General features: G+C 32.1%; 23 protein-coding genes, 2 pseudogenes, 1 riboswitch and 1 other annotated feature. Of the genes and pseudogenes, 20 read left to right on the forward strand and 5 right to left on the reverse strand.

The window, feature by feature from the left end:
- Nucleotides 1–36 precede the first annotated feature (36 nt).
- A complete protein-coding gene (gene lepB / locus MHH66_RS13190) occupies nt 37–567 on the forward strand; it encodes a signal peptidase I (RefSeq protein WP_078185973.1) in 531 nt (176 codons plus the stop codon).
- 253 nt (nt 568–820) lie between these two features.
- Complete coding sequence (locus MHH66_RS13195; RefSeq protein ID WP_078185974.1) at nt 821–1,999, forward strand: macrolide family glycosyltransferase; 1,179 nt, start codon at nt 821–823, stop codon at nt 1,997–1,999.
- Nucleotides 2,000–2,048: 49 nt separating this feature from the next.
- On the opposite strand, the gene MHH66_RS13200 is transcribed toward MHH66_RS13195, so the two are convergent.
- Nucleotides 2,049–2,732, reverse strand: a complete 684-nt coding sequence (locus MHH66_RS13200; protein WP_002127641.1) for an aspartate/glutamate racemase family protein — start codon at nt 2,730–2,732, stop codon at nt 2,049–2,051.
- Nucleotides 2,733–2,882: 150 nt separating this feature from the next.
- A riboswitch (SAM riboswitch) is annotated at nt 2,883–2,998 on the forward strand.
- Nucleotides 2,999–3,137: 139 nt separating this feature from the next.
- Here MHH66_RS13200 and MHH66_RS13205 point away from each other — a divergent pair.
- From MHH66_RS13205 to MHH66_RS13220, 4 genes are all read left to right on the forward strand, one after another.
- A complete protein-coding gene (locus MHH66_RS13205; protein WP_002013166.1) occupies nt 3,138–3,686 on the forward strand; it encodes an ECF-type riboflavin transporter substrate-binding protein in 549 nt (182 codons plus the stop codon).
- A 10-nt stretch (nt 3,687–3,696) separates the two neighbouring features.
- Nucleotides 3,697–5,397, forward strand: a complete 1,701-nt coding sequence (locus tag MHH66_RS13210) for an ABC transporter ATP-binding protein (RefSeq protein WP_078185975.1) — start codon at nt 3,697–3,699, stop codon at nt 5,395–5,397.
- The gene (locus MHH66_RS13215; protein ID WP_002127638.1) at nt 5,390–6,190 is read left to right on the forward strand and encodes an energy-coupling factor transporter transmembrane component T family protein; all 801 of its coding nucleotides are present in this window, start codon (nt 5,390–5,392) and stop codon (nt 6,188–6,190) included. Before MHH66_RS13210 ends, MHH66_RS13215 begins: the two co-directional genes overlap by 8 nt.
- Before the next feature lie 135 nt (nt 6,191–6,325).
- On the forward strand, nt 6,326–6,424 hold the full coding sequence (locus MHH66_RS13220) for a YjcZ family sporulation protein (RefSeq protein ID WP_000007808.1): 99 nt from the start codon (nt 6,326–6,328) through the stop codon (nt 6,422–6,424).
- Between the two features lie 99 nt (nt 6,425–6,523).
- Here the strand turns inward: MHH66_RS13220 and MHH66_RS13225 are convergent, their stop codons facing one another.
- Nucleotides 6,524–7,843 (reverse strand): sensor histidine kinase, encoded by a 1,320-nt coding sequence (locus tag MHH66_RS13225; protein ID WP_002065661.1) that lies wholly within the window; start codon nt 7,841–7,843, stop codon nt 6,524–6,526.
- A gap of 46 nt (nt 7,844–7,889) precedes the next feature.
- Nucleotides 7,890–8,771, reverse strand: coding sequence for a serine/threonine protein kinase (locus tag MHH66_RS13230; protein ID WP_078185976.1), 882 nt, complete (start codon nt 8,769–8,771; stop codon nt 7,890–7,892).
- A 126-nt stretch (nt 8,772–8,897) separates the two neighbouring features.
- On the opposite strand from MHH66_RS13230, the gene MHH66_RS13235 reads away from it, so the two are divergent.
- From MHH66_RS13235 to MHH66_RS13290, 12 genes and pseudogenes are all read left to right on the forward strand, one after another.
- Nucleotides 8,898–9,416 (forward strand): GrpB family protein, encoded by a 519-nt coding sequence (locus tag MHH66_RS13235; RefSeq protein WP_078185859.1) that lies wholly within the window; start codon nt 8,898–8,900, stop codon nt 9,414–9,416.
- A 154-nt stretch (nt 9,417–9,570) separates the two neighbouring features.
- Nucleotides 9,571–10,560, forward strand: a complete 990-nt coding sequence (locus MHH66_RS13240) for a zinc-binding dehydrogenase (RefSeq protein ID WP_078185858.1) — start codon at nt 9,571–9,573, stop codon at nt 10,558–10,560.
- Nucleotides 10,561–10,833: 273 nt separating this feature from the next.
- On the forward strand, nt 10,834–11,433 hold the full coding sequence (locus MHH66_RS13245) for an undecaprenyl-diphosphatase (protein WP_078185857.1): 600 nt from the start codon (nt 10,834–10,836) through the stop codon (nt 11,431–11,433).
- 85 nt (nt 11,434–11,518) lie between these two features.
- Nucleotides 11,519–11,641 carry a hypothetical protein gene (locus MHH66_RS13250; RefSeq protein ID WP_265171234.1) on the forward strand — a complete coding sequence of 41 codons (123 nt, stop codon included), beginning with the start codon at nt 11,519–11,521 and terminating at the stop codon, nt 11,639–11,641.
- A gap of 300 nt (nt 11,642–11,941) precedes the next feature.
- Nucleotides 11,942–14,080, forward strand: coding sequence for a penicillin-binding protein (locus tag MHH66_RS13255; RefSeq protein ID WP_078185856.1), 2,139 nt, complete (start codon nt 11,942–11,944; stop codon nt 14,078–14,080).
- 177 nt (nt 14,081–14,257) lie between these two features.
- Nucleotides 14,258–14,515: a binding site (T-box leader), on the forward strand.
- A 65-nt stretch (nt 14,516–14,580) separates the two neighbouring features.
- Nucleotides 14,581–15,819, forward strand: coding sequence for an MFS transporter (locus MHH66_RS13260; protein ID WP_078185855.1), 1,239 nt, complete (start codon nt 14,581–14,583; stop codon nt 15,817–15,819).
- 111 nt (nt 15,820–15,930) lie between these two features.
- A pseudogene (locus MHH66_RS13265) lies at nt 15,931–16,098 on the forward strand (penicillin-binding protein); the annotation flags it as partial.
- A gap of 93 nt (nt 16,099–16,191) precedes the next feature.
- Nucleotides 16,192–16,329, forward strand: a pseudogene (locus MHH66_RS13270) (GNAT family N-acetyltransferase); the annotation flags it as partial.
- A gap of 121 nt (nt 16,330–16,450) precedes the next feature.
- Nucleotides 16,451–17,083 carry a VanZ family protein gene (locus MHH66_RS13275; protein WP_078185854.1) on the forward strand — a complete coding sequence of 211 codons (633 nt, stop codon included), beginning with the start codon at nt 16,451–16,453 and terminating at the stop codon, nt 17,081–17,083.
- Between the two features lie 211 nt (nt 17,084–17,294).
- Nucleotides 17,295–17,774 carry a DUF1453 family protein gene (locus MHH66_RS13280; RefSeq protein ID WP_078185853.1) on the forward strand — a complete coding sequence of 160 codons (480 nt, stop codon included), beginning with the start codon at nt 17,295–17,297 and terminating at the stop codon, nt 17,772–17,774.
- A gap of 79 nt (nt 17,775–17,853) precedes the next feature.
- Complete coding sequence (locus tag MHH66_RS13285; RefSeq protein WP_002141972.1) at nt 17,854–18,360, forward strand: DUF3189 family protein; 507 nt, start codon at nt 17,854–17,856, stop codon at nt 18,358–18,360.
- A 192-nt stretch (nt 18,361–18,552) separates the two neighbouring features.
- Nucleotides 18,553–19,359 (forward strand): DegV family protein, encoded by an 807-nt coding sequence (locus MHH66_RS13290; protein ID WP_002013192.1) that lies wholly within the window; start codon nt 18,553–18,555, stop codon nt 19,357–19,359.
- A 247-nt stretch (nt 19,360–19,606) separates the two neighbouring features.
- Here MHH66_RS13290 and MHH66_RS13295 read toward each other — a convergent pair whose 3' ends face one another.
- On the reverse strand, nt 19,607–21,355 hold the full coding sequence (locus MHH66_RS13295) for an ABC transporter ATP-binding protein (RefSeq protein WP_078185852.1): 1,749 nt from the start codon (nt 21,353–21,355) through the stop codon (nt 19,607–19,609).
- Nucleotides 21,348–23,150 carry an ABC transporter ATP-binding protein gene (locus MHH66_RS13300; RefSeq protein ID WP_078185851.1) on the reverse strand — a complete coding sequence of 601 codons (1,803 nt, stop codon included), beginning with the start codon at nt 23,148–23,150 and terminating at the stop codon, nt 21,348–21,350. The genes MHH66_RS13295 and MHH66_RS13300 overlap by 8 nt, the downstream gene beginning before the upstream one ends.
- Nucleotides 23,151–23,849: 699 nt before the next feature.
- Between MHH66_RS13300 and MHH66_RS13305 the strand changes: the two genes are divergently transcribed.
- Entirely contained in the window at nt 23,850–25,073 is a 1,224-nt protein-coding gene (locus MHH66_RS13305) for a methyltransferase domain-containing protein (RefSeq protein ID WP_078185850.1), read from the forward strand.
- Nucleotides 25,074–25,186: 113 nt separating this feature from the next.
- Nucleotides 25,187–26,491, forward strand: coding sequence for an MFS transporter (locus MHH66_RS13310; RefSeq protein ID WP_063219004.1), 1,305 nt, complete (start codon nt 25,187–25,189; stop codon nt 26,489–26,491).
- Nucleotides 26,492–26,580: the final 89 nt, after the last annotated feature.

Below are 26,580 nucleotides of genomic sequence, written 5' to 3' on the forward strand. Positions count from 1 at the left end.
GTTTTTACATACGAATAGATTAGAAATGAGGTATATATGAAGCAATTGATTCTAAAAGATTGGAGAAAAATATGTAGCTATATTTTAATTATAATAGGAATTATTATTATTAATAAGTCATTTTTATTTTGTATGGTAGAAGGAATTTCGATGCAACCTACTTTGAATGAAAATAATCGCATACTAGTTAATAAGGCTAGTGTCTATTTTTCTTCTTTTCATCATGGTGCTGTTGTAATAATAAAAAAAGAAGACGAGCCTACATACTACGTGAAACGAATTATTGGATTACCAGGGGATAACATACAATTAAGAAACGATGTGGTATATATTAACGGTAAAAAGCGAGATGAGTTGTATATACAGTTAGATATGTCACAAGTATCAAATCGTTTTTCAAACTTTAGAGAAATGAAAGTTCCCTCGCATAAATTATTTGTATTAGGTGATAATCGAAATCATAGTAAAGATAGTAGGAATACACTTGGACTTATCAATGAGTCACATGTAATAGGTAAAGTGAAAATGGTATATTATCCATTTGATCAAATAAAATGGTTAAAATAATTCTATTAGATATGCACGTTTTATAAAATAATTCATATATTGATAGCATAGGACAAGCAGAAAAGCTTATCCTAACCTCACAGAACACTCCTTATCACAGTTAGGCATCTACTTATGTAGATGCCTTTTCCGATGACTGATAATTATTTATCAACCTAAAGTAGTAAGCATATTGGGACTATTAGAGGAAGATTGCTTGTAATAATAACAGTACGATTAATAAGAACATTGAATTGTAAGGAGTGAGAAATAGGTGTTGAATATTTTAATAGTTAATTTTCCTGCAGAGGGACATGTAAATCCTACATTAAGTTTAGTAAAGGCCTTTACTGAAAGAGGTGATAACGTACACTATATTACAACGGAAAACTTTAAGGAAAGGCTTGAAGTTTTGGGAGCTATTGTACATACTCATCCGGATTTATTAAAGGAGATTTCTATTGATAATGAAACTTCATATGGATTAAAATCTTTCTTTCATGTACATGTTCAAACTTCTTTATATATATTAGAAATTACGAAAGAATTATGTAAAAGCATTAATTTTGATTTCGTAGTTTATGATATATTTGGTGCTGGAGAGTTAGTAAAGGAATATTTACAGGTTCCAAGCATAGTTTCCTCTCCTATATTTTTAATTCCACCAGTATTATTGGAAACCTTGCCTTTTCATCCAAATGCAGAAATACAATTCCAACCCGATGAACTCTCTGAAAAGTTACTGTATCAAATGGAATATGAATTTGGAGTAAAGCCCAAAAATAATCTTCAATTTATGCATAATAAGGGAGATATTAGTCTCGTGTATACAAGTCGTTATTTTCAACCTAATAGCGATTCGTTCGGAGAAAACAATGTTTTTATTGGACCGAGTATTATAAAGCGCAAAACAAATGCAAAGTTTCCACTTGAATTGCTTTCAAAAAAGAAAGTTATTTATATTTCAATGGGAACACTTCTTGAAGGGCTCGAACCATTTTTTAATACTTGTATTGATGCTTTTTCAAATTTCGAAGGGATTGTAGTAATGGCGATCGGTGATAGAAATGATATTTCAAAAATTAAGCAAGCGCCAGACAACTTTATTATAGCCCCTTACGTACCTCAATCAGAAATATTAAGTGAAGCAGATGTTTTTATTACACATGGTGGAATGAATAGTGTGCACGATGCAATCCATTATAATGTCCCATTTGTGATAATACCGCATGATAAAGATCAACCTATGATAGCGCAAAGATTAACTGAGCTGGAGGCAGCACATAGATTATTGAAAGAGCATGTTAATGTGCAAACTTTAAAAAAGGCGGTAACAGACGTTCTTTCAAATAAAAAGTATAAACATGGCATTCGAAAATTGAATGAAAGTTTTTTAGAGTGTGGTGGTTCCAAAAGAGCCATTGCAGTTATTGATGCTCTTTTAAATAAATAGTTCGGATAATATAAAAGCATAGAGGCTCTACCTGTATGCTTTTATATTATTATCCAGCAAATTGTACAGCAGTATTCGCATGTAAATAAGCAGTATCAAAAACAGGAACAGATAGATCATTTTGGGAAATGAGCAAAGGAATTTCCGTACAGCCAAGTAGAATTCCTTCAGCCCCATTATTAATTAATGAATTGGTAATTTGTATTAGTTTTTCTTTTGATGTTTCTGAAATAATTCCTCTACTTAATTCATTTAATATGACGTGATGGATAAAAGTTCTTTCTTCGTCATTTGGGATAATTGTCTCAATGTTATATTTTGCTAGTCGTGATGTATAAAAATCTTCTTCCATTGTTTGTTTCGTTCCTAATAATCCGATCCGTTTTATATTCTGTTCTACCATTTCTTTAGCACTTACATCACCGATATGAAGAAGTGGGATTGATATTGCTTGTTCTACTTCCTCAGCAAATAGATGTACAGTATTAGAACACATTAGTAAACATTCAGCTCCAGAGTGTTCTACTTTTTTTGCTACTGCGACTAATTCATTTTTCACTTCTTCATATTGATGATTTTGTAATAATGTAGTTACTTCACCAAAGTCCATACTATATAAAACAAGCTTCGCATTTTGATCATATTGAGAGAGAGTTAGTGTATTAATATGTTTATAATATAACGATGTTGATTCCCAACTTAGTCCACCAATTAAGCCAATTACTTTCATCATGCATTCCTCCCGTAACAATTTTGAATCCATTATTTCATAATTCCGATAAGAATACAATGATTTGAATGAACTATTTATCGAAAAATAAAAATAGTAAGAAAAGTATTGAAATTATTTATTGTTAGTGCCATAATACAGATTACAAATACATACTTATCCAGAGAGGTAGAGGGAACGGCCCTATGAAACCTCAGCAACCCCTATGTAATTACATAGGAAGGTGCTAATTCCGCAGAGGACACTATGTGTCTTTTGAAAGATAAGGGGATTCTTTTACGTGAAAGAAAATGACCTCTTATTTAAGAGGTCATTTTTTGTTGTATAGAAAGGAAGTGTCGATGCATAATTCATTTTCAAAATAAATATAGAGTATTAAAAGTTGAATAATACGAGAGGGGAATTGTAATGAATAAATTAACGACAAAGCTAGTAGTAGCTATTGGAATTGGAGCAGCTTTATACGGGGTATTAGGGCTTTGGGGATTTTCTATCGCACCGAATACATTTATTAAACCCGCATTGGCTATTTTAACAGTTTTTGGAGCGTTATTTGGCCCGGTAGCAGGGCTTTTAATAGGACTCATCGGTCATACCGTTACAGATACGATCGCTGGTTGGGGTATTTGGTGGGGATGGGTTATTAGTTCAGGTATTATTGGTTTTGCAATGGGACTCATACAAAAAAGAGTTGGTTTTAGTGTAAAACATGGAACGTATAATAACCGTGATATTTCTTATTTTGCAATTGCAGGGTTAATTGGTATTGTCATAGCTATTATATTTGCTGGAGCATTCGATATTATTGTGATGGGAGAACCGTTTGACAAAATAGTTATACAAGTACTAGGCGCAACAATTGCAGACGTTATCGTATTTTTAGTTCTTGGCTTACCAATCACGATCGGCTTAGCGAAATCAAATAAGAAACATACACATTTAAAAATTGAAAAGTAGGGATGAATACATGCAACCAATTATTTCTTTTGAACAATTTACCTTTCAATATAGGCATGCTACGCAGCCTACTTTGAAAAATATTACATTTCAAATATATCCTGGGGAAAAGGTACTTATCGCTGGACGAAGTGGTTCAGGTAAGTCAACATTAGCTCATTGTATAAATGGGCTAATCCCATTTTCTTACGAAGGGATAAGTACCGGTAACATTTTAATAGCTGGAAAGGATCCGAGAAAAGGTAGTGTTTTTGAACAGAGTAAACATGTAGGGACAATATTACAAGATCAAGATGCACAATTTATAGGCCTTACTGTCGAAGAGGATGTAGCATTTGCATTAGAAAACGATTGTGTAAATCAAATAGAAATGAGAAAGATTGTTACGGATTCTTTAAAAAAGGTAAGCATGCAGGACTTTCATACACAAAGTCCACATGAATTATCAGGAGGTCAAAAACAGACAGTCTCTCTTGCAGGTCTGCTAACGACAAATGCAGATATATTATTATTTGATGAACCGTTAGCTAATTTGGATCCTGCATGTAGTTTGAATACAATAGAACTCATTAAAAATATACATGAGAAATATAATAAAACAATTGTAATTATTGAACATCGAATAGAAGAAATTTTAAACCTTGATTTAGATAAAATTATTTTAATAGATGAGGGAGAAGTTATTGCCGTTGGTTCACCGGATAGTATTTTAAATTCTGATATATTACCAAATATCGGACTAAGAGAACCTATTTATATAGAGGCGCTAAAGAAATTAAATTTTGACAGTAATAATGTTAGGGTATTTCCAATTGGAAATCTTCGTAATGCAGGCGTTCATAGCCTATTAAAGAACTGGATGCAGAAGCAAGTTTCATCAAAAAACAAATATATTAAAAAAGTTTTGTGCAAGATAGAAAATTTATCATTTACGTACAATAACAAACATACAGCCTTAGAAGATATCAACCTTTCAATAGGAGAGGGAGAAATAGTAGCATTATTGGGTCATAATGGAGCAGGGAAATCGACATTAGCTCATACTCTTATAGGAATAAATAAAACAAAGAATGGGAGAATAACATTCGATGGAGAAAATATAAATTGTTGGTCTATTCGTAAACGCGGGGAAGTTATTTCTTATGTTATGCAAAACCCAAATCAAATGATTACACAGCCTACTGTTTTAGAAGAGGTTTCATATTCATTACAATTAAAAAAGGTTTCTAAAGATGAGATTGAGACAAGAGTCGAAAAAGCTTTAAGAATTTGTGGATTATATTCATTTCGTAACTGGCCAATTCAGGCATTAAGCTATGGACAAAAAAAGAGGCTTACTATTGCATCTGTACTTATAACAAACCCAAAACTTATTGTATTAGATGAGCCAACAGCCGGACAAGATTATTACCATTACAAACAGTTTATGTCGTTTATTAGAAAACTGGCTAAAAGGGGCATATCCTTTATTATTATCACACACGATATGAATCTTGCTTTAGAATATGCAGATCGAGCGGTAGTTCTGCATGAAGGGAAAATTATTGCGGACAATACTGTATCTACTGTTTTAGGGGATCAAGGAACGTTACAAAGAGCTAATCTACGGGAGATTTCATTAATAAAACTAGCTAAATTAAGCGGAATTCCAACTCCAGAAACATTTGTGAAACTTTATATTGAAGCTAATAGGAGGGAGGAATATGCATAATACGTATTTTTATCGTATGGATGGTGCAATTAAATTATCTTTATTTATATTTTGTATGACACTTACTTTTTTATTTTTTGATTTTCGTATATTGCTAATTTTATTTATTGTTGGATGTATCGGCCTCTTAATTGCAAAAATTCAATTGCGTAAAATTATAGTTATTTTCAGCGTTATATTTACATTTAGTTTATTAAATTCCGTTATGATTCTTTTCATTACGCCCACCCATGGATCGGAATTAACGGGATCGTATACCTCTTTTTTTTATATAGGTTATGCAACAATTACATATGAAACTTTATTTTATGCAGCTACACTTTCATTGAAATATTTTACGTTATTACCATTTACACTTCTTTTTATTTATACAACTCATCCAAGTGAATTTGTGAGCAGCTTAAATAAATTTGCTGTTCCTTATAAAATTACATATGCAATAAATATTGCACTGCGTTATATACCAAGCATTCAATCTGAATATATAATCATTAGACACGCGCAGGAAGCAAGAGGCGTACCTTTTGAAAAAGGAGAAGCGAGCTTGTGGATTCGTATGAAAAACCGTGTTTTAATTTTTTGGCCACTTATTATTCATTCATTAGAAAGGATTGATACTGTTTCAAATGCAATGGATTTAAGAGGTTTTGGAAAAAAGGATAAACGAACGTGGTACTATGCAAAAGACGCACAAAAGGAGGATTACATCACACTTTTTGTTGGTATTATCATTTTGATTATTGCAGTTTACTTAAAGCTGAATGTATTCCAAAGCTTCTGGTACCCATTTTAAAGCACTCTCAATAGAGTGCTTTTACTAATTTTTATGAAGACATGCTCAAAAAAGGGAGATATACATACTGTATAATACGAACCAGTTAAAATGATCAACTACCTATTAGTTTTCAAACCAAAAGGAGGAGAAAATATGAGTTTCGGCGGTTCTTGTGGTTTTGGTGGAGGTTTCGCTTTATTAGTTGTGTTATTTATTTTATTAATTATTGTTGGATGTAGCTGTTGGAGCTAAGGGTACTAATTTCTAATTAGTCTCTTCTAAATGTAAATTAAAAAAACATAGCAGATACTTTTTGTATCGAAATAAAAAAGGAGCCATTATGCTCCTTTTTTATTTATTATGCAACGTGCTCTCATTGTTATATTTTGGGAATGTAATAGTTAAAGTAGTTCCTTTATTAACGATACTTCGGATTTTTAAACTGCCTCGCATCGTTTCAATAATTTTAACAGCAACCATCGTTCCTAAACCCGTACCTTTCGTTTTTGTACTAAAATATGGTTCGCCAAATCGATTAATTTGCTCTTGCGACATTCCAACTCCACTATCTTGAATCCTTACTATGACCTTATTATTGCTAACAGTTGCAGAAATAATTAGATTACCGCCACATGGCATTGCTTCTATACTGTTTTTTATTAAATTTAAAAAACATTGATGGAAATGCTGTGTATTACCAATAATTGTTCCCTCTGAGAACTCTTTTGTAATATTAATATTATTCATGTTACAAAAAGGCAACATCATATTAATAACTCGATTTAACTCGTGCTCCACTGAAATATGATCTAGTTTTTCTGAAGCCGGTTTGGCAAAAGTTAAGTAATCATCAATAATTGCTTGTGCACGATTTAACTCTTCAAGAATATGTTCAATATACTCATCTTTGGATTGTTGAGTTATATTGGGTGTTTTTAAAAGTTGTGTAAATCCTTTTACAACAGTCAATGGATTCCTTACTTCATGTGAAATACTTGCAGCGAGTTGACTGACAATCTCCATTTTTTCAACTTTTATTAATTTTGAGCGCATGCATATTGCATCTTTTAAAACTTCATTAAAATAGACCATAAATAATATTAAAAAAGTTGGTAATAGAATGAAATAAATAATGTACAAATTATTCACTTCAAAATCCGATAGAGTTAAAACAATTACTGTTGTAAATATTGCAAGGAAAAAAGTTAAAAACATAGATGAAGTTACTTTTATTTTCCTATTGTATGTATTAAATTTTGATGATGCGAATGCTGTAATTATTAACATCGTTCCATAAACAATGATTGTTAACAGGCTAAAACCATAAAACATAAAACGTATTATTAATAAAATCATGAGTAATGCAATACCGACTGGAAATCCACCATAAAGTGTACCAATTAAAAAGGGGATTTGTCTTAAATCGTGAATATAATTTTCATCCATATAGATGGGATATCGCATACATAAAATTAGTGGGATACTCGTACAAAGAATGATAAGTAGTTTCTTATATTTCTTCCCGAAGTACCCACTATCATAAATAAAATAAAAAACAAATATACTGCTTAAAATATAAAGAAGATTATTTAAAACATTTTGATTAATGTAAACAAAGTTCATAATACATGCCCCGTTATCCTGAATTTCAATCCCATATGTATTATACATTATAAAAGTACAAGTTTTACATGTACTTTTATAATGTATGTAGTTTTTATAGATTTTCAGTGTTATAGGCTTTTAACCATGCATTATTAAACTCTTCCATTGACGCATAGCGCTCACTACGATTTTCATTTACAGCACGGTATGCTACTTCATATAAGCCTTCACTAGCTTCCCATTTCATAAAGGAACGATCTTGCCCGCCACCTAGTAGTGCAAAAGCCATAGCCCCCATATTAAATACATTTGTTTTTCCGTCTATTATAGAGTTAAGTTGAAACTCTTCAGGTGACATAAAACGAGATGATCCCCACATTCGTCCCATCTTATTTACATACGGTTTGTTACTGTATAAATCAATATCACAAATTTTTGTTTCATTAGTTTTAAAGTTGTACAAAATACTACCGTCATAAAAATCAATAGCTACATAGTTTTTGTGTTCAACGTAAGTATGGAAATTAAAAATAGAATTTAATGAAATTAGCCTATTTTTAACGGATAATTTCTTATATTTATAAAATGGTGAGTTAGGATCATTATATGTTTCTGGGGGTGGGAAACTCCAGTGCGGGTGAAGACATTCACCGTCAAACCAATCAAAAATTACAACATATCCATGTTGTACAGGGTAGTGATCAATTAAACTTATAAGAGAAACGTGTTTTAATTCATTGTATATAGTAACTGAGCTTTTTAATCTTTGTATAGCTTCATTTGTAGAAGCATTATATGCGAGTGTTTGTGCCCCTGCATACTTTATAAAGTTCTTTTTCCCATTCTTTTCAACACCAAAACTTATATTACCGGAATCTTGTTGGTCAAAAACCGCAAATACTGTACCTAGTTTTGTAAGCCAATCAAAATTATGATATTTTTTTAGTTGGAATGTTATAGTATCTAACTGAATTTTAACTGGAATATCTTTCATAATTCACCTCAAATTTAATATAATTAAGTTGTCCATTACAGTATTCGACATATTTTGTGAAATCCCTATATTTATAAACTTAAATTTTATAAATATAATAATATACAGTTATAAGGAGGAAAGCAAATGGATGGAAAAATCATAATTAAACCGTACCAACAATATTGGCATACAGAGTTTTTAAATGAAAAAAATAAAATTGTGCCTTTACTCCATGAAGAAATTATTGCTATTGAACATATAGGAAGCACAGCCGTAGAAGGGTTAGGGGCTAAACCTCTTATTGATATGATGATCGGCGTAACAAATTTACAAATTACCGGAAATTGGAGGGAAGCCCTAGAAGAAATTGGCTATGAATATGTTCCTAAAAAAACACCTAATTGGCGTTTTTTTAGAAAAGGTAAATGGAGAGCTGGTACCCACCATTTACATGTTTATATTTATAATAGCGAGGAATGGAGGAACAACCTTTTATTTCGAGACTTTCTAATAAATCATGAGTGGGCATGTGAAGAATATAGAGTATTAAAAGAGATGCTTGCTGCTACATATCCTTTTGATCGTGTTTCATATACAAATGCAAAAGCACCGTTTATTCAAAATATATTAACATTGGCCAAAAAGAGTATTAACAAAGTATAAGTAGTATCAATTAAAGTCCTTCCTACAAAAAAAGTGTGGGGAGGATTTTGTTTTTTCATCATAATAATTTTTATTATTTTCCAGTTGTCACAATCAGATTATTTTATTTATTTCGATATTTTTAGTACATTAAAATTATTAAGGGGGATTATTAATGAAAGCTATTGTACATCAACATAAAAAAGGATTAGAAGGTTTAGAATATAAATTATCACCTGAGATAACTCCTAACATTGGAGAGGTTAAAGTGAAATTAAAAGCAGCAGGTTTAAATCATCGCGAATTATTTATAATGAATAATAGAAAAGAAATGGAACTACCATTAGTTTTAGGGTCAGATGGTGCAGGTATTGTTATAGAACTAGGCGAAGGAGTTTCAAATATTTTACTACATACCGAGGTTATTATTAACCCTAGTATTGGATGGAATAATACTCATGAAATACCAGAGTTACCTGAAGTACTAGGCGGACCAGCAGATGGAACATTTGCTGAATATGTTATTGTACCAGCAGAAAATGTAGTGGAAAAGCCATCCTATCTTACGTGGGAAGAATCTGGCGTTTTATCTTTATCGGCATTAACTGCATATAGAGCGCTTTTTACAAAAGGTAGATTAAAAACTGAAGAACATGTCCTAATTCCGGGAATTGGCGGTGGTGTAGCTACTTATGCTATGTTATTTGCTAAAGCAATTGGAGCAAAGGTGAGTGTTACTTCAAGGATAGAGAGTAAAAGAAAGGCTGCAGAAATATATGGAGCAGACTTTTCTTTTAATAGTTCTGGTAATTGGGAAGAGTGCTTACATGGAGAAAAAGTAGATTTAATTATAGATAGTATAGGTCCAGCGACTTTCTTAAAATATTTTGATATATTAAAACCAAATGGAAGAATCGTTAATTTTGGTGCAAGTTCAGGAGATAAAATTGAATTACCGTTACGAGCATTGTTTTATAATCAAATTGATATTATGGGAACATCAATGGGAAGTCGAGAGGAGTTTATTGAGATGATTCAGTTTATAGAGAAACATAAAATTAAACCAATCATTGATAAAGTATATCCATTAGAAGAGGCAATTCAAGCTTTAAATCGTATGCAGCAAGGGGAACAGTTCGGTAATATCGCCCTTCGTATGGAATGAAAATATGATTTCACAACTAATATATTTAAATGAATATGTTATGTATTTTATATATGCATAGATTGTTAATCCGGTAATTTAAAAGCTTTGTACAGCCTTATACATATTTAACTCATGTAAATAGTTACACGATTGTCAAATGAATAATAGTAAAATGAGAATGAAATGAAACAAAGGTTAAACCTAATTCATAATTATGTTGTATACTGTGTAAATCAAGAAAACTTGTATCTTTATTTAAAGTGCAATAAGAGTTAATGAGGAGAGAGTAATATGAATTACACAGTACTTCAATGGATTAATAATTTTGCTGGATCGTCCAAGCTATTAGATACGCTAATGATCGCTATTACAAATAGTGCTGCTTATGTAGCAATTCTATTAATGTTTACTTTGTGGTTTCATAACGGAAAGAAAGAGAATGCGATAAGAAAACAATACACAGTTTTATATACGACAATTGCAGTTATTATCGCATTACTAGTAAATGTTTTCATACATGCGGTATATTACCATCCACGTCCTTTTGTATCACATGATGTGCATCAACTAGTACCACATGCAGCAAATTCATCGTTTGTAAGTGATCATTCTGTTCTTGTATTTTCGATTGCTTTTGTATTTATTCTTAGAGGAGAGAAGCTTAAATATATCGCGCTTATATGGGCAGTTTTAGTTGGTATATCACGCTTATACGTAGGGGTTCATTTCCCTCTAGATGTAATTGGTGCCGCAGTCGTAACATTTACAACAAGTAGCTTGTTGCTGCAGAGCAAACGTATAATCGAACCGATAGCGAAAATCGTTTTCAAAATGTATGCATTGGTAACAAAGCGAATTCCTTTTTTAGCGAAGTACAACCACATAGCTTAATCTTAAGAACCTACTATTTGTAGATGTAGTTTTATAAAAAAGTTTCCCCCTTTGGATATGGGTATCTAAAGGGGGAATTTTTATAGTGAAAAAGCAGAGCATAAATGCGTATGTTAAAGAATTAAATGAGAGAGAAGGCTTAATTGTTATAGTTGAATTAAAGTGGTCATATCTTTTTCTATACAATAAAGGAAAGCCAACGTTTTGATTAAACTTCATTCAAAACGTTGGCTTTTTATATGCGGTGAAATTAAGAGTTTAGAGTGATTTTCATTCGGCATTTATTTTAAATCAACAGTAGGTTCTTTTTAGTTTGAAAATCCTTAAATTTCACGCACCGTATTTTTAATAAATAAAAATAATAAAAAATAAAAGTAAGCATAGCTAGTTTCGTATTGTTTTAAAGGAATTAGAAAGAAAACTTCGAAACATATAGTATCGAAAACAAAAACAACATATTTAGTAGCGCATCTTTGCATTAATACATTGGAAAAGAAAGGAGATTAGTATGCATAAACTTCAAACGAATAAAGGCGCTCGATATATGATGATTGCTTTTATTGTTTTGTTTCTTACTATGCTTTTACGTATATTTTATATTCAAGCAGTAGGAGTCGTGCATAATGTTAATGTAAAGGATCTTGCGAAGGAACAACAAAACAAAAATGGAGTTTTAGAGGCAAATCGCGGGACAATTTATGATCAAAACGGTAAAGTATTAGTCCAAGACTCAACGACATATCGCATCGTTGTAAACTTAAAAGGAAAAGATAAATTAAAAGATAAAGAAGATACTGCACAACGTTTAGCAGATGCGCTTGAAGTTGATAAAGAGGAGATCATGAAAAATTTTCATGAAGGACGTACGCAAGTTGAAATTGGTAAAATTGGACGTAACTTATCTAGAGAAGCGAAGGAAGAACTTAAAAATTTGAAAATACCAGGTGTATCGTTTACAACAGAAAAAGCCAGAGTATACCCAAATGAAGACTTCGCCTCGTATATACTTGGTTTTGCAAGACCAGATGATAAAGGTAATGCGGAGGGCAAGTTTGGGCTTGAAGAAAGTTTGGATAAATATTTGCGCTCTACAAACGGAAATGTAAAATATGTAGGTTCACGAAATGGTATCCCACTTACAAATGATATAGGAAAAATAGAACCTGCTAAAAATGGAAATAACGTATACCTTACGCTTGATAAACAAATTAATAGTTTTTTAGAAGACGCGATGAATAAAGCTGCGCAACACTATGATCCTTCTATGTTAGTAGGTATTATTGCGGATCCAAAAACAGGTAAGATTTTAGCAATGTCTAGTAAGCCTAGTTATAATCCTAACAAAGGAGACATTGAATATTTTTTAAACGATCCAATTGCGAATGCATTCGAACCAGGGTCTACAATGAAAGTTTTTACATTAGCTGCTGCAATTAATGAAGGTGTATATAACGGGAAAGAATATTTCCAATCAGGAAAATACGCAGTTGGTTCAGCAGAGATTAAAGATCATAATGGCGGCTATGGATGGGGCTCAATTACATTTGATGAAGGGTTTGAAAGGTCATCGAACGTTGCTTTTTCTATTTTAGAAGACCAGTTACTGAAACCAAATAAATTCAAGCAATATATGAATAAATTTGGTTTCAATCAAAAAACAGGGATAGATTTACCTGGAGAAAGTAAAAATACATTATTGTTAAATACTCAAATTCAACAAGTTACTACTTCTTTCGGCCAAGGCTCAACTGTAACTCCTATTCAAATCGTACAAGCGGCCACAGCTATAGCAAATGACGGGAAAATGATGCAACCTTATATTGTTGATAAGGTTGTAAATCCAACAAATAAACAAGTTATTATGGAAAATCAACCTAAAGAAATAGGGAATCCGATTAAAAAAGAAACTGCAGATAAGGTAAGGAACTTAATGGAGCGAGTTATTACTTCATCAAAAGGAACGGGAACGATGTATAAAATTGATGGTTATCCGATTGGTGGTAAAACAGGGACAGCGCAAATTCCGAATCCTGAAAATGGACGATATATGGAAGGGAAAGATAATTATATTTTTTCATTCTTAGGAATGGCTCCAATTGATGATCCGCAATTAGTCGTATATTTAGCCATTAAGCAACCTAAATTAAAGGGGAATGAATACGGTGCTCAGCCTCTTGCTGAAATTTTTAAACCAGTTATGAAAAATAGTCTAGAATATTTAAAAGTGAAACCATATACAGAAAAGCAAATGGCAGATGCAACAAAGCAATCTGAAATAAAAGTACAAAATTATGTAAATCAAACAATGGATACTGTAAAAAATATTGCAGAAAAAGAGAAACTTCAGCCGGTATTATTAGGAGAAGGAAAGATAATAAAACAATATCCACAGACTAGCGAAGTAATGAGTGAAGGAGATCGCATACTTCTAGTAGGAAGTAATGTGAAAATGCCTAACCTAAAAGGTTGGTCAATGCGTGATGTTATGTATTTCTCCAAGCTATTAAAATTAGATTTAAAAACTTCAGGTATGGGCTATGTAACGAGTCAAAGTATTGAAAAAGGACAAGATTTACAAGAGGGTGACAATTTAGAACTAGAATTAGAACCACCGCTACAACCGTTAGTAGAGGCAAACACGAATTAATTTGGAAATTTTGAAGGGCCTATATATAATTGGCTCTTTTTTTTAGAGATCCAACTAATTTCACGCACCGTAATTTTTAGAAAAAATAATAAATAAGACTATTAACATTGGCATAGCTTGAAATATCTGATTATTTATTATTTACAGTTAAATAGTTATGTGATAATATGGAAAAAACCAAATGCAGTGAAGAGAAGAGTAGATAAAATGAATTTTTCACAGAGAGCTCCATTTAGCTGAAAAGGAGCAAAAATTCTTTATTGAATCAAGCCTCTGAGCAGCACATCGGAACCTTTTAAAAGTGGATGGTGTGACGGGAGCTCCCGTTATAGAGCTAAGGTATAAGCATGAAAATAGTGCAGTACCTGATAAGGTTAATATGGCGACATATTAACAAACTAGGGTGGCACCGCGATGATAAATCTCGTCCCTAAGACTAAAAGTCTTGGGGGTGGGATTTTTTTGTTTTTTTTAAACAATTTAGAAAGTGGGTGCCTAAAGTGAAAAAATTACTTAAAGATTGGAAATATCCTTTATTACTATTGTCCGGAGTTGGTATTGCGAATTTAGGTGCATGGATTTATTTAATCGCACTGAATGTACTTGTCTATAATATGGGTGGTTCAGCCTTAGCTGTCGCTACTTTATATGTGATAAAACCATTAGCCACTTTATTTACAAACGCTTGGTCAGGAAGTATGATAGATCGTTTAAATAAACGAAAGTTAATGATTCACCTCGATATATATCGAGTAGTATTTATCGCTATTTTACCCTTGGTTCCATCCCTTTGGATTGTCTATCTCTTAGTATTTTTTATAAGCATGGCCAGTGCGATTTATGAACCAACTGCTATGACATATATGACGAAATTAATTCCAGTAGAGCAAAGACAACGTTTCAACTCACTACGTAGTTTAATAGGATCTGGTGCATTTTTAATTGGTCCAGCAGTAGCGGGGATATTATTAATAACTGGTACACCAGAGTTTGCTATATATATGAATGCTATAGCATTTCTGTTATCAGGGTTCATTACATTACTTTTACCTAATCTTGATAAAAAAGACGATTCTAATACATCCAATGATAAATTTTCACTAACTGTATTAAAGAAAGATTGGAACATAGTTTTAAATTTTAGTAAAAAATCTATGTATATTGTTTGTGTTTACTTCTTATTTCAAGGGATGATGGTTTTAGCTACCGCTATAGATTCACTTGAACTATCGTTTGCGAAAGAAGTTTTATTGTTAACAGATAGTGAGTATGGCTTCCTAGTTAGTATCGCTGGAGCGGGTTTTATTTTAGGAGCCATAACAAATACAATTTTATCAAAAAAATTAGCACCTTCATTTCTAATTGGGATAGGATCATTATTCATTGCAATCGGATATTTGATTTATGCTTTTTCAAGTGAGTTTTTAATAGCTGCTATCGGATTCTTTATTCTATCTTTCTCTATGGCATATGCAAATACAGGATTTTACACATTTTATCAAAATAACGTTCCGGTTCATATGATGGGACGAATCGGGAGTATATACGGGCTCATTATAGCTGTTTTAACAATTTTTATAACGATTCTGTCCGGCGTTGCAACTCAATTCACTTCTATGCAACTTGTAGTCATTGTAGGAGTATTGGTAATGCTACTTATTACTATCATATTGTGCGTGTTTACTTTATTACCATCGCAGTCTAAGGTATATTCCGCTGAATCAATAAATTCGAAATAGTTCCCTTGGTTTTTATTTGAAACTTAGGGGGTTGAATAGGAGGTTTCTTTCCCCTATATATGGAAAAATAATAAGGTGAAAGAACAATACCAATAAACAAGGGTGGTTATTATGATAAAAACAAAAGATCAAATAGAGAAAATTGTAAAAGAAATACATCAGAATATAGATTTTTCTGGGGTAGTCTTAATAAAAAAAGATGATGATATTATCTATGAAAATTCATTTGGATATGCTAACCGAAGTGAATGTATAAACAATACACTACAAACAAGATTTTGAATTGCTTCAGGATGCAAATTATTTACTGCTATCATAAAGGGGCAGGACCTGAAAAACTAATGGTAGAAATAGAAGTAGCTTTTTAATTACATGGATATAAAAATTAGTGCATATAAAAAAGAATACGAAATAGGCTAGGTACGTTGCCGTGCGTTATCTTTTTTAGATACAGCATATTATGACAATGTACTTAGAGAGAAAGAAAAATATGAAAATCCCGCAATTGAAGGCTTTTCTTTAATGAATTTACAATAATATAAAGATGCATTATTCCGTATGACAAAACCATCCTGCGAAAAGTCCTATAGAATAGAAGTGAGTTATTAAGATAAAGGGATGTGTTAGCGATTTGCATATGATTAACGGTAGTTTATTTATTATTTTTGGGGTTATCTGTTATTTATTTGTCCGAAGTATATTAATTGGGTTCAAAAATAAAAAGCATGTGAATTGGTGGAAAGAATTAATTAGTTTTCTATTTGCAGTATACATTTGTATGGTTGTTGCAGTAACCTTATTCCCTTTACCAATCGGGTTTCCTTCTAGTGTTGAAAATCTTAATCGGTCAGTCAATATTATTCCTTTTGCATCAATTATTAAAGATATCGGTCAAATAGGGAGTGCTTATGATGGTGATGTCCTATTTATGATTGGTCTAATCGTAAGAAATGTAGGCGGGAATGTTTTATTATTAATGCCTTTAGGGTTTTTAGCACCACTTATATGGAATAAATTCAAAAAAGTTAAAAATACTATTTTATTAGGTTTTATCATATCGGTTAGTATAGAATTGTTACAATTAATCGAGTCATTAGTTAGTGGAGGGGGACGTATTACCGATATTGATGATGTAATCTGTAACGTTCTAGGTTCTATAATTGGATATTCCATTTATAAAATCACTTTAAAATTAGCTGCTACATTTAACATTCAAGTATTAGATAAAACTAACTCTAAAGGTGTAGAATTTATTGATAAATAAAAGTTTAAACCAGTTTAGGAATGTACTAATAAATCTACTAAAGACGTATGAGTAAAAAGTACGTCTTTTTACTTTTATAAATTATGCTTAAGGCTGATGGGAGATCACATTCCATATTATACAAATTAAAGTAGCTATCGTATTTCAAGTATGATATGAACAGAGACGAATATAATTTTCAAAGGTAAACAAGTATATAGGAGGACTCTAAATGGATATTCTATTTGTTATTCTACTTGTTATTCTACTTGTTATTCTTATAATTGTATTAATTCAAGGTAAGGAATACAAAGTGAATATTAATCGTATTTGGCTCATTCCGGCTTTGCTGTGCTTTGTAACAATCCAGTCCATTATTCATATGGGACAATTTAATATATTGCAAGGACTTCTCTTCGTTGCAATGCTTGGAATTGGATTGGGTCTTGGAGTTATTAGGGGAAAAGCTTTAACATTTCGATTAGATAGTGAAACAGGTCATGTATTACGAAAAGGAAATTGGTTAAGTACAATTATTCTCCTTGTTATTTTAGGTGCAAAAATCGTGATTAAGCAAAGTATGTTTCCTGGCAGTACTCACCACACATTAATGGTTGTAACGAATGCCTTTTTATGTATTACATTAGGTACCGTAATTAGTAGACGCTATTATATTTGGAAAAAATATAATGAATTAACACAAAAAGCGTAAATACATTCGTCCCTTGTTTAACAACGCTGTGAACGGTAATACTAAATAATATTGAACTTTTACAACAAGGGATGATAATATGATATTCATTTACACAGATTTCGGTGGAACGCATTCAACTGCACTCGCTGCAGCTTATCATTTAAATAAATTACCAACAGATCGTAAGTTAACGAAAGAAGAAATATTAAATGTAGATTACTTTAATAAATTGAAAACAGAGGATATGGGAAAGATTATTTTTCATGGACAAGATGAATATGAAAATCCTGTATATACAATTGGGTGCGGGGCATCCAAAGTCGTTGTACCTGCGATGAAGCATTTAGGAGAGATTCTGCAAAAACATTATCATAGCCATGAAAAGATTATCTTTTCTAATACATCACCAACAGTTCCTTTACCAATGACTTTCGGTGGTCTGTTTTCTAGAAGGTTCCACATCGACTTTATCGGCGTACCATTACTCGTATGGGGAGCAAAACTTAGCTGTGATAACATACAAAGGCTTGTTAATTATACGAAAGAAGCTGGCCGATTGACGAATGATTATGTTGTAATTTTAGATAACGAAACATTTAAGTAATGTTAAAAGAAGGCCGGGAAATTTTGTGGTTTTCTTTTTTTTGATAAATAGACAAAAAACATTCACATTTATTATTACATCTACTATAGCCAAAATAATAAAGTCCTGTTACTATTACAGGGGATATTCTCTTTTCGTAAGATAAATATATAGAAAAGTCAGAAAAGAGGAACAGAATAAGGGAGGAACAACATGAAGCGTGTTGCTTGGTTTACTGATAGTACAACTGCGAGTTTTACAACAGATGGTGATAACTTTGTTATCCCAATTGAAGTTATTATTGATGGAGTGTCTTATAAGGATTGTGAAGAAGGAGTTCATAAACGTCTTTATGAAGCGTTAAATGATGGAAGAACAGTTACTACTTCGCAACCTAACATAGGGGAAATGGTAGAATTATTTACTAAATGCAAAGAAGAATATGAAGAAGGCTTTGCAGTTGCTATTAGCGGAAAAGTAAGTGGGACCTATCAAAATATGAAGTTAGCTGCTGATATGGCAGGTTTCCCTTTAACTGTATTAGATAGTGAAACGACAAGTTATCCAATGGATGAACTTTTGAGAAAAGCTAAAACGTTATACAATGATGGTATGACTTTACAAGATATACATAAAACATTAGTAGATGAAAAAAGAAGGCCTTTTTATGTATTTCCAAAAAGCTTAAAAGGTTTATATGCAAGTGGTCGGGTAAAGGGAGTTCAATTTTTACTTGGAAGTTTATTAAGTGTCAACTTAATCTTAGAAGTAAAAGGCGGAGAACTTTTACTTGAAAAGAAAGTGCGTAAAATCCAAAAATGTAGAGAATACATTAAAAATGAGCTTGAAAAAGAATTACCAAAAGTACTTCATATGTTCTATGCTAACGATAAAAATGGAGCTGAAGAATGGATTTCAGATATTAAACAAGCATTCCCTGAAATGGATTTCAAGCTTTATCCATTGCCGATTTCATTTGCTGTTCATGCAGGTGAAGGAACAATAGCAATTAGTTATTAAGAGGAAAACCCGTGAAGAATTCGCGGGTTTTTTATTTTTATTTAATTAAATCAAAAATGAGGTCCCGACACACCTCCATCAAGCTTAGAAATCGATGTTTCTCCAAAACAAGCCATGAGAGATTTTATTGCGTTATCAGAATTAATTCATGAAGCTGTGTTACAAGCAATAGGGCATGCTTAATATGAAAAAAAACAAGTATAACCGAATCTAGGTTTATACTCGTTTTTCTTTCAAATAGGAGAAATTATTTTAAAACCCAGTTTTCTGCTTCATGACGAATACGAATGAAACGACGATATGTACCTTCACGTTGGATTAGTTCTTCGTGTGTTCCTTTTTGAACAATTTTTCCGTTTTCAAGTACAACGATTTGATGGGCGTTTTGAATTGTTGCAAGTCGATGGGCAATAATGAGTGTGGTTTTTCGTTTTGTCAGCTCATCAAGTGCACATTGAATGAGCGATTCATTTTCAGGATCAAGGCTTGCGGTTGCTTCATCTAAAATAATAATTGGTGCGTTTTTTAAGATAGCACGGGCGATGGAAATACGTTGTTTCTCACCTCCAGATAGAGAAGATCCACCATCTGTTAGCACCGAACTATACCCATCTTTAAGTGACATGATAAAGTCGTGACATTGCGCTTTTTTTGCCGCCTCAATGACTTGGTCTTTCGTCGCCTTAGGATTACCGAAATGTATATTGTTATAAATAGAATCATTGAATAAATAAACATTTTGGAATACCATGCTAATCGATGACATTAATGTATGAAGACTTAATTCATTAATATTCATACCATTAATTGTAATAGCCCCCTTATCTACATCATAAAAACGAGCGATTAAGTTACATAGTGTCGTTTTACCAGAACCAGACGGACCGACAATTGCAGTTGTTGTTCCTTCTTTTATATGAAGTGATACATCTTCGATAATTGGGCGATCACTATAGCTAAATGAAACATGATCGAACGTGATATCAAAATGTTTTAAATGTATATCTTTACCTTTTGTATCGACAAATTCTGTTTGTTCAATAGCATCCAGCTTATCTAACATATTGTCAACTGTTTCAAGAACGTGTGTGGCATCACTAATTGGTTCAATACTATCAAACATAACGAAAGAAAATAGTGTGATTAAGATCAGGTCAGAAAACTCCATATCACCGGATAAAACAAGTGACGAAGCAACGAGAACAAGTAAAACTGATGCAAGTTTCAGCCCCATACGGTGACCGACATTATAAATACCGAATGACTTTTGAATTTCAATGTTAACATTTTTACTATTTTTAAAGGCCTTGTTAATATTTCGTGATGCTATACCTTCTTGGTTGAAACTTTTTACAACCGACATACCACGTAAGTATTCAAGTGTATTGTTAACGAGTTCATGTTGACTTTGTTGATGTACGGGTGCCTTTTTCCGGCTATGTTTTTGTAGTAATTGTAAAAAGATCATAGATAGTATAACGCCAGCAATTGCAATAAGTGCCATAATGGGATTGTAGAACAATAAGAATAAAATCATTGTAAATGTCATGATATAACCGTTTACAACAATATCAATCATTTTCATTGCCATCATTTCCACAAATGATAAATCGGTAGTTACAATACCATTAATATCACCTGTACGGTACTTATTGAAAAAGCCGAGTGAAACTCCTTTTAATGTGTTCCCAAGCTGAATGCGATGTGATGCAGCGAGTTCATAACCGACACTCTCTTGATAAACAGCTTTTAAATAAGAAAAGAGGAATCGTCCTAAAATTGCTATCACCATAAATAAAAGGAGTAACCAAATTGTTTGTGAGGTTAATTCTTTTGTACCATGATAGTCATCGAGCATATATTGCAGTCCCTTAGCAGAGATGACAATGGGTAAAGCAATACAAATAGCTTGGAAAAATGAGAAGACGAACCCAAAATATACGCGCTTTTTATAAGGACCGGTCCAATTCAGAATTCGTTTTATAATCTTAAACATTGGAATGTCCCTCCTTAGTTACATAGTCTGATTGAATGTCTTTTTTACTTGCACCAATATGTGCTCGCCATAGTTTTTGATACAAATTATTACTTTGTAAGAGCTGGTCATGGGTACCCATAGTATGAACATTGCCACTTTGTAAGACGACAATTTGATCAGCGTGTTTAATCGTTGATAATCGATGAGCAATAACAATTAGTGTTTTATTTGAAGCTAACTCATTAAATGCTTTTTGAATTTCAGCTTCATTTTCAGGATCTGTGAACGCTGTTGCTTCATCTAAAATAATAATTGGTGCATCCTTTAAAATAGCACGAGCAATCGCAAGACGCTGCTTTTCACCGCCAGATAGTTTTTTTCCAGCTTCACCAGAGTCCGTTTGATAGCCATTTGGTAATGATTTAATAAATTCATCGCAACGAGCAAGGCGAGCTGCATGGAAAACTTCATCGTCTGAAGCATTGGGATTCCCCATGCGAATATTCTCTAATATACTTGTACGGAAAAGGAAATTATCTTGTGCAACATAGCTAATCATCTTACTGAAATCGTTTGGATGAATATCTTTAATATTGATGCCACCAATGTTGATACTTCCATCAGATACATCCCAAAAGCGTGTTATGAGCCGAGCGATAGTGGATTTACCACTACCAGACGGACCTACAAGTGCGGTATAGTTACGCTCAGGAATAATTAACGATAGATCGCGGATAACTGTATGTTCTTCGTTGTAACCAAATGCAACATGATTCATCTCTATTTGAAAGTGAGTTGGTACTAGATTGTAAGTAGGGGCAACCGATAATGCTTCTAGATGTAAGTAGTCCTTTGTGTCATTCACTGCATATTCGATAGATTTAAAATCATTAACGAAAGTTGTCAATTGTATGAGCGGATGAATTAATCCCATCGATAAAGTTAATGAGATAATAAGTTCTGCTGGTTCAATAGTACCATTTTGGTAAAGAAGCAATCCGACTGGAAGTGTTCCAACAAGCGTTGAGGGGAGGAGCGCATTCCCAAGAGTCATTAAAGGCCATGTGCTATGGAACCAATTTAATGTGTAATCCTTAAATGATGTAATAGCATGAGAGAATTTTTTATAAGATTTGTTTGTTTGATTAAATGTTTTAATGACTTCAATTCCTTCTACATACTCAACAATCACACTGTTAACGTGGTTGCTAGCCTCCATGTAATTTTTGTATTGTGAATTAAAGTTGCGCATCATGATCATATAAATCATGAACGCGATTGGTACGGTAATGAGTGTAGCTAATGCCATTCGATAATCGATTGTTAACAAGTAAATAAAAACACCAATTGGTAATAAAATATTGGATAGCCCTTCAGGGATAATATGGGCAAGTGGAAGTTCTAATGTTTCAACACGATCAACGATGACATTTTTCATCTTACCAACAGGTTGATTGATAATGTGTCCAAGTGGCGCACGCATGAGACGCTCAGCTAATTGCAAACGAATATTCTCTAAAATACTGTAAGCAACTTGATGTGAGTAATAACTTGATAGTGCATGAAATACTGTTTGTACGAAATAGCCACAGGTAGCAATGAAAATCCAATAGCTAATGCTACTTATAGTTTGGGTACCGTCTATTAATAGTTTAAGAATATAATAGATGGCTACATAAGGAACGAGTCCACCAATAACGCTAATAATAGCTAAGAAAGTAGAAATAATCATTAAGTGTCTAAAGGAAGCTGCAAATTGTAAAATCGAGTGAATCCAATGTTTCTTTTGAGCAGGGTGTGTATAATGTTCCATATTTTCACGTCCTTTATAGTGTAAATGTTTTAATTTCTTTTATACGACCGTTTGCAATTTCAAGTGTTTCATCACAAGAAAGAGCAATCAGTTCAGGGTCATGAGTAATAATAAATAGCTGTTTTTTTATTTGCGTAAAATGCTTGTATAAAGCCCAGTATTCATAAAACCTTGTACAGTTAATTTTTTTGTCACCATAATGACACTCCTTTCTGTTTTGAGGTCCTTATATAAATCCAATTGATATATTTAGAATATTCTACATTAGGTATTTTATCGAGAATGATTATCAATGTCAATATGTGGATGTGGAATGAAATTATAAGTATAGTACTCTTTGACAAGGCAGGAGATCGATATGTAGGTTAGACAATGAAAGTGGGAGCTGGGAGGCCTTGTGTAGCTCTCTTTAGCAGGCAGAGTAAGACTTCTAGCGCAAAAGTTAGAGAAAAGAGGGTGGTTCATCTAAACGTACGAAATCTGTAAAACGTTGGTGCCCCCATGCATATTAATAAGGTTTTAAGTGTGGCGTACACTAGTGGCACAGGTAATCTTAAAGATTGAGTTATTATTTATGAACCTGATGCAGAATTGGCAATCCTAATTCATACTATAAATAATCTTGCATAGGGAGATAAAAGGATTTTAAAAAATAAAAAAGAAGTATATATAAACAAATACATAAATGGTAGTGATAATATGAAAATCAGTAAGTTTGCAGAAGTAAATAGTGTAAGTGTAGATACGATTAGGCATTATATAGACCTAGGACTCGTTATTCCTGAAAAAAAGGGAAGTCACTATTTTTTTGATGAATATTGTCAAAAAGATGTAGAGCTTATATTAGAGTACAAATGGCTAGGATTTAGTTTGAATGAAATTAAAGAACTTTTTCTTTATAAAAATTTAGCGAAATCTATGAATTACGAAACAGATACTTCTTATCAATCTTTATTTAAATTGAAATATGAAAAGGTTGAACAAGAAATAAAAACATTAGAGGAAAGAAAAGATAAATTAAAGACAGCGTTAAATAATTTATCTACAGCAACTAAAATTTCGAATTCAATTTTAGGGATAGATTTAACAGTACTTAATTTATTTAAATGTTTTAAGTGTAACGGAAATTTAATTCTGGAAGATGGCATTATCAATAAGAACCAAATTGTTGAGGGAAATCTAATTTGCAATTGTGGTGAAGAATACAAGATTACCTCAGGGATTTTAACAGCTGGAAAATCATTTGAAGCATATAAAAGGACTTTACTTGAGGAGTATATTTCAGATTATATCAATGAAACAGATACTACTTTTTTGGAGAATATACAAAGAGGAGGAGAATGGGCGAAAAAGAAACTAATGCAGCTAGATTTAAATAATAAGGTGTTACTTGATTTAGGATCGGGTCTTGGGTTCTTTTTACGAAATATTTATGAAGAACTACCAGAAGATTGTTTATATATTGCTGTTGATCGAGATTTGAATAAACTTCTATTTTTAAAAGATGTAATTGAAAAAAGAAATTCCAAAAGAAACATTCTTTTTATTTGCGCTGATTTTTTAAGTATACCTATTCAGAATCATTCTGTTGATATTGTAATTGATCAGTCTGGTACAAGTAATTACAGTTTTGAGCATGAAAATTTTTTATTGCACGAATTAAACTATCTATTCAAACCTGATTGTTATTTATTAAGTTCATTTATTGTATTTAAAAATTTTAGTATAAATAGCCAAATTACAACTAGATTAAGAGATAATTTTACGTCTTCAAAAGTCAAGAGAGAAATCCAAAAGCTACAGTTTAATTCCATAGATGAAAGAACTTCAGAATATATAGAACGAGGAGGAAAATACGAGGATTTCTTTGTTCAAGGAGAAGAAATTTATACATATTCATTTTTCGGAAAAAGATGGGGTTAACCCCATCTTTTTTAATTTTTCTTTTAAAAGTTTTTAATACTAACATATTGATATTGGGTTGACCCGAGAACTTACACTGTACGTAATACAAAGTTCAGCGGGAGGGAAATGTTATGGGAAGTTTACGATTACATATAGAAAATAAAAAAAGAAACCAAGAACTAAGAAATATTTGTTTATATTCAATTGCAAAAACAGTATCAATATTCGGTAGCTCTATATATAGCTTCGCATTAGGATTATATGTTTTACAAATAACCGGATCTGCGTTAAATTTTGCGATTACGCTCATTTTAGGAACGATTCCAATGATTGTTATGAATCCATTTGCCGGTGTAATTGCTGATAAGGTTGATAAAAAGAAACTGGTTATTTGTATGGATTTACTAAGTGGATGCTTATTAATAACTGTTTATATATTAAGCAGCTATTATGGATTAAACTTATTCATTGTTTATACTACTACCTTTCTTATGACGGTATTTACAACATTTTTTGGAATAGGATTAGAAGCCGCAAAACCAAATATCGTCTCTAAAGAGCGGCTTATGAGTATTAACTCTATAAGTAAAATTATCGATTCTGTATCTTTAATTCTCGGTCCTATGTTAGGTGGCATCGTTTTTGCAGTCTTTGATATTAAAATTTTTATAATTATCAACGGTATTTCATTTATTCTTTCGGGTATATCCATATTATTTATTCATTTTAAACTGTTCGAATTCAACATAAATGAGGAATGCCCAAAAAGGAGAATTAATTTTATTAAAGATATAAAAGAGGGGTTTTCATACTTAATTGAAAAGGAAAGCTTAAAGAATACGTTTCGAATTTTAATTTCACTTAATTTCTTCTTAGGGTTTGCTGTAACTGTTCCATTGCCATACATTATTAACACAGTTCTCAATCTTAGTTCTAAGCAATTTGGTATCATTCAAGGGACTTTTCCAGTAGGGATGATAATTGGTGCAATTTTAGTAAAAAAGATAACTAATCGTTTTTCTTACTCTTATCTTTTGAAAAAGCTAAGTTCAATGTTGGCAGTTTTTATGATTATTTCAGGAATTCCAGTTCTATTCAAAAGTTTTGAAGTAAATGATTTTGTATACGTTATTACGTATTGTGTCGTTATGTTCTTTTTAGGGCTAATAATAGCGTTAATTGATATTCCTTTAATTTATTTCATGCAAAAAGAGATTCCTGATGAATATAGGGGGAGGGTACTCAGTATTGGATTAAGTATAGGTAAAATGATGCAGCCAATAGCATTGGCATTATCAGGATTAGTATTAAATTATATCCCTGCTTACACGCTTCCAATTACAGGAGGGATAGTATTTCTTATTTTGAATAAGGCTTACTCAAATAAGTTAAATTTAGAAATTCATTCAAAAGATTATAGTGTTTTGCGTAGCTAAGTGAACTTGTTAAGTAACAAAAAAGATGCTTATTTTGCAATAAAGTCCTTTAAAAAATAATAATGTTGTTTAAAAATCCTTCTTTAACT

It is taken from the genome of Bacillus sp. FSL H8-0492, from assembly GCF_038006145.1.
GTDB classification, from domain to species: Bacteria; Bacillota; Bacilli; order Bacillales; family Bacillaceae_G; genus Bacillus_A; species Bacillus_A mycoides.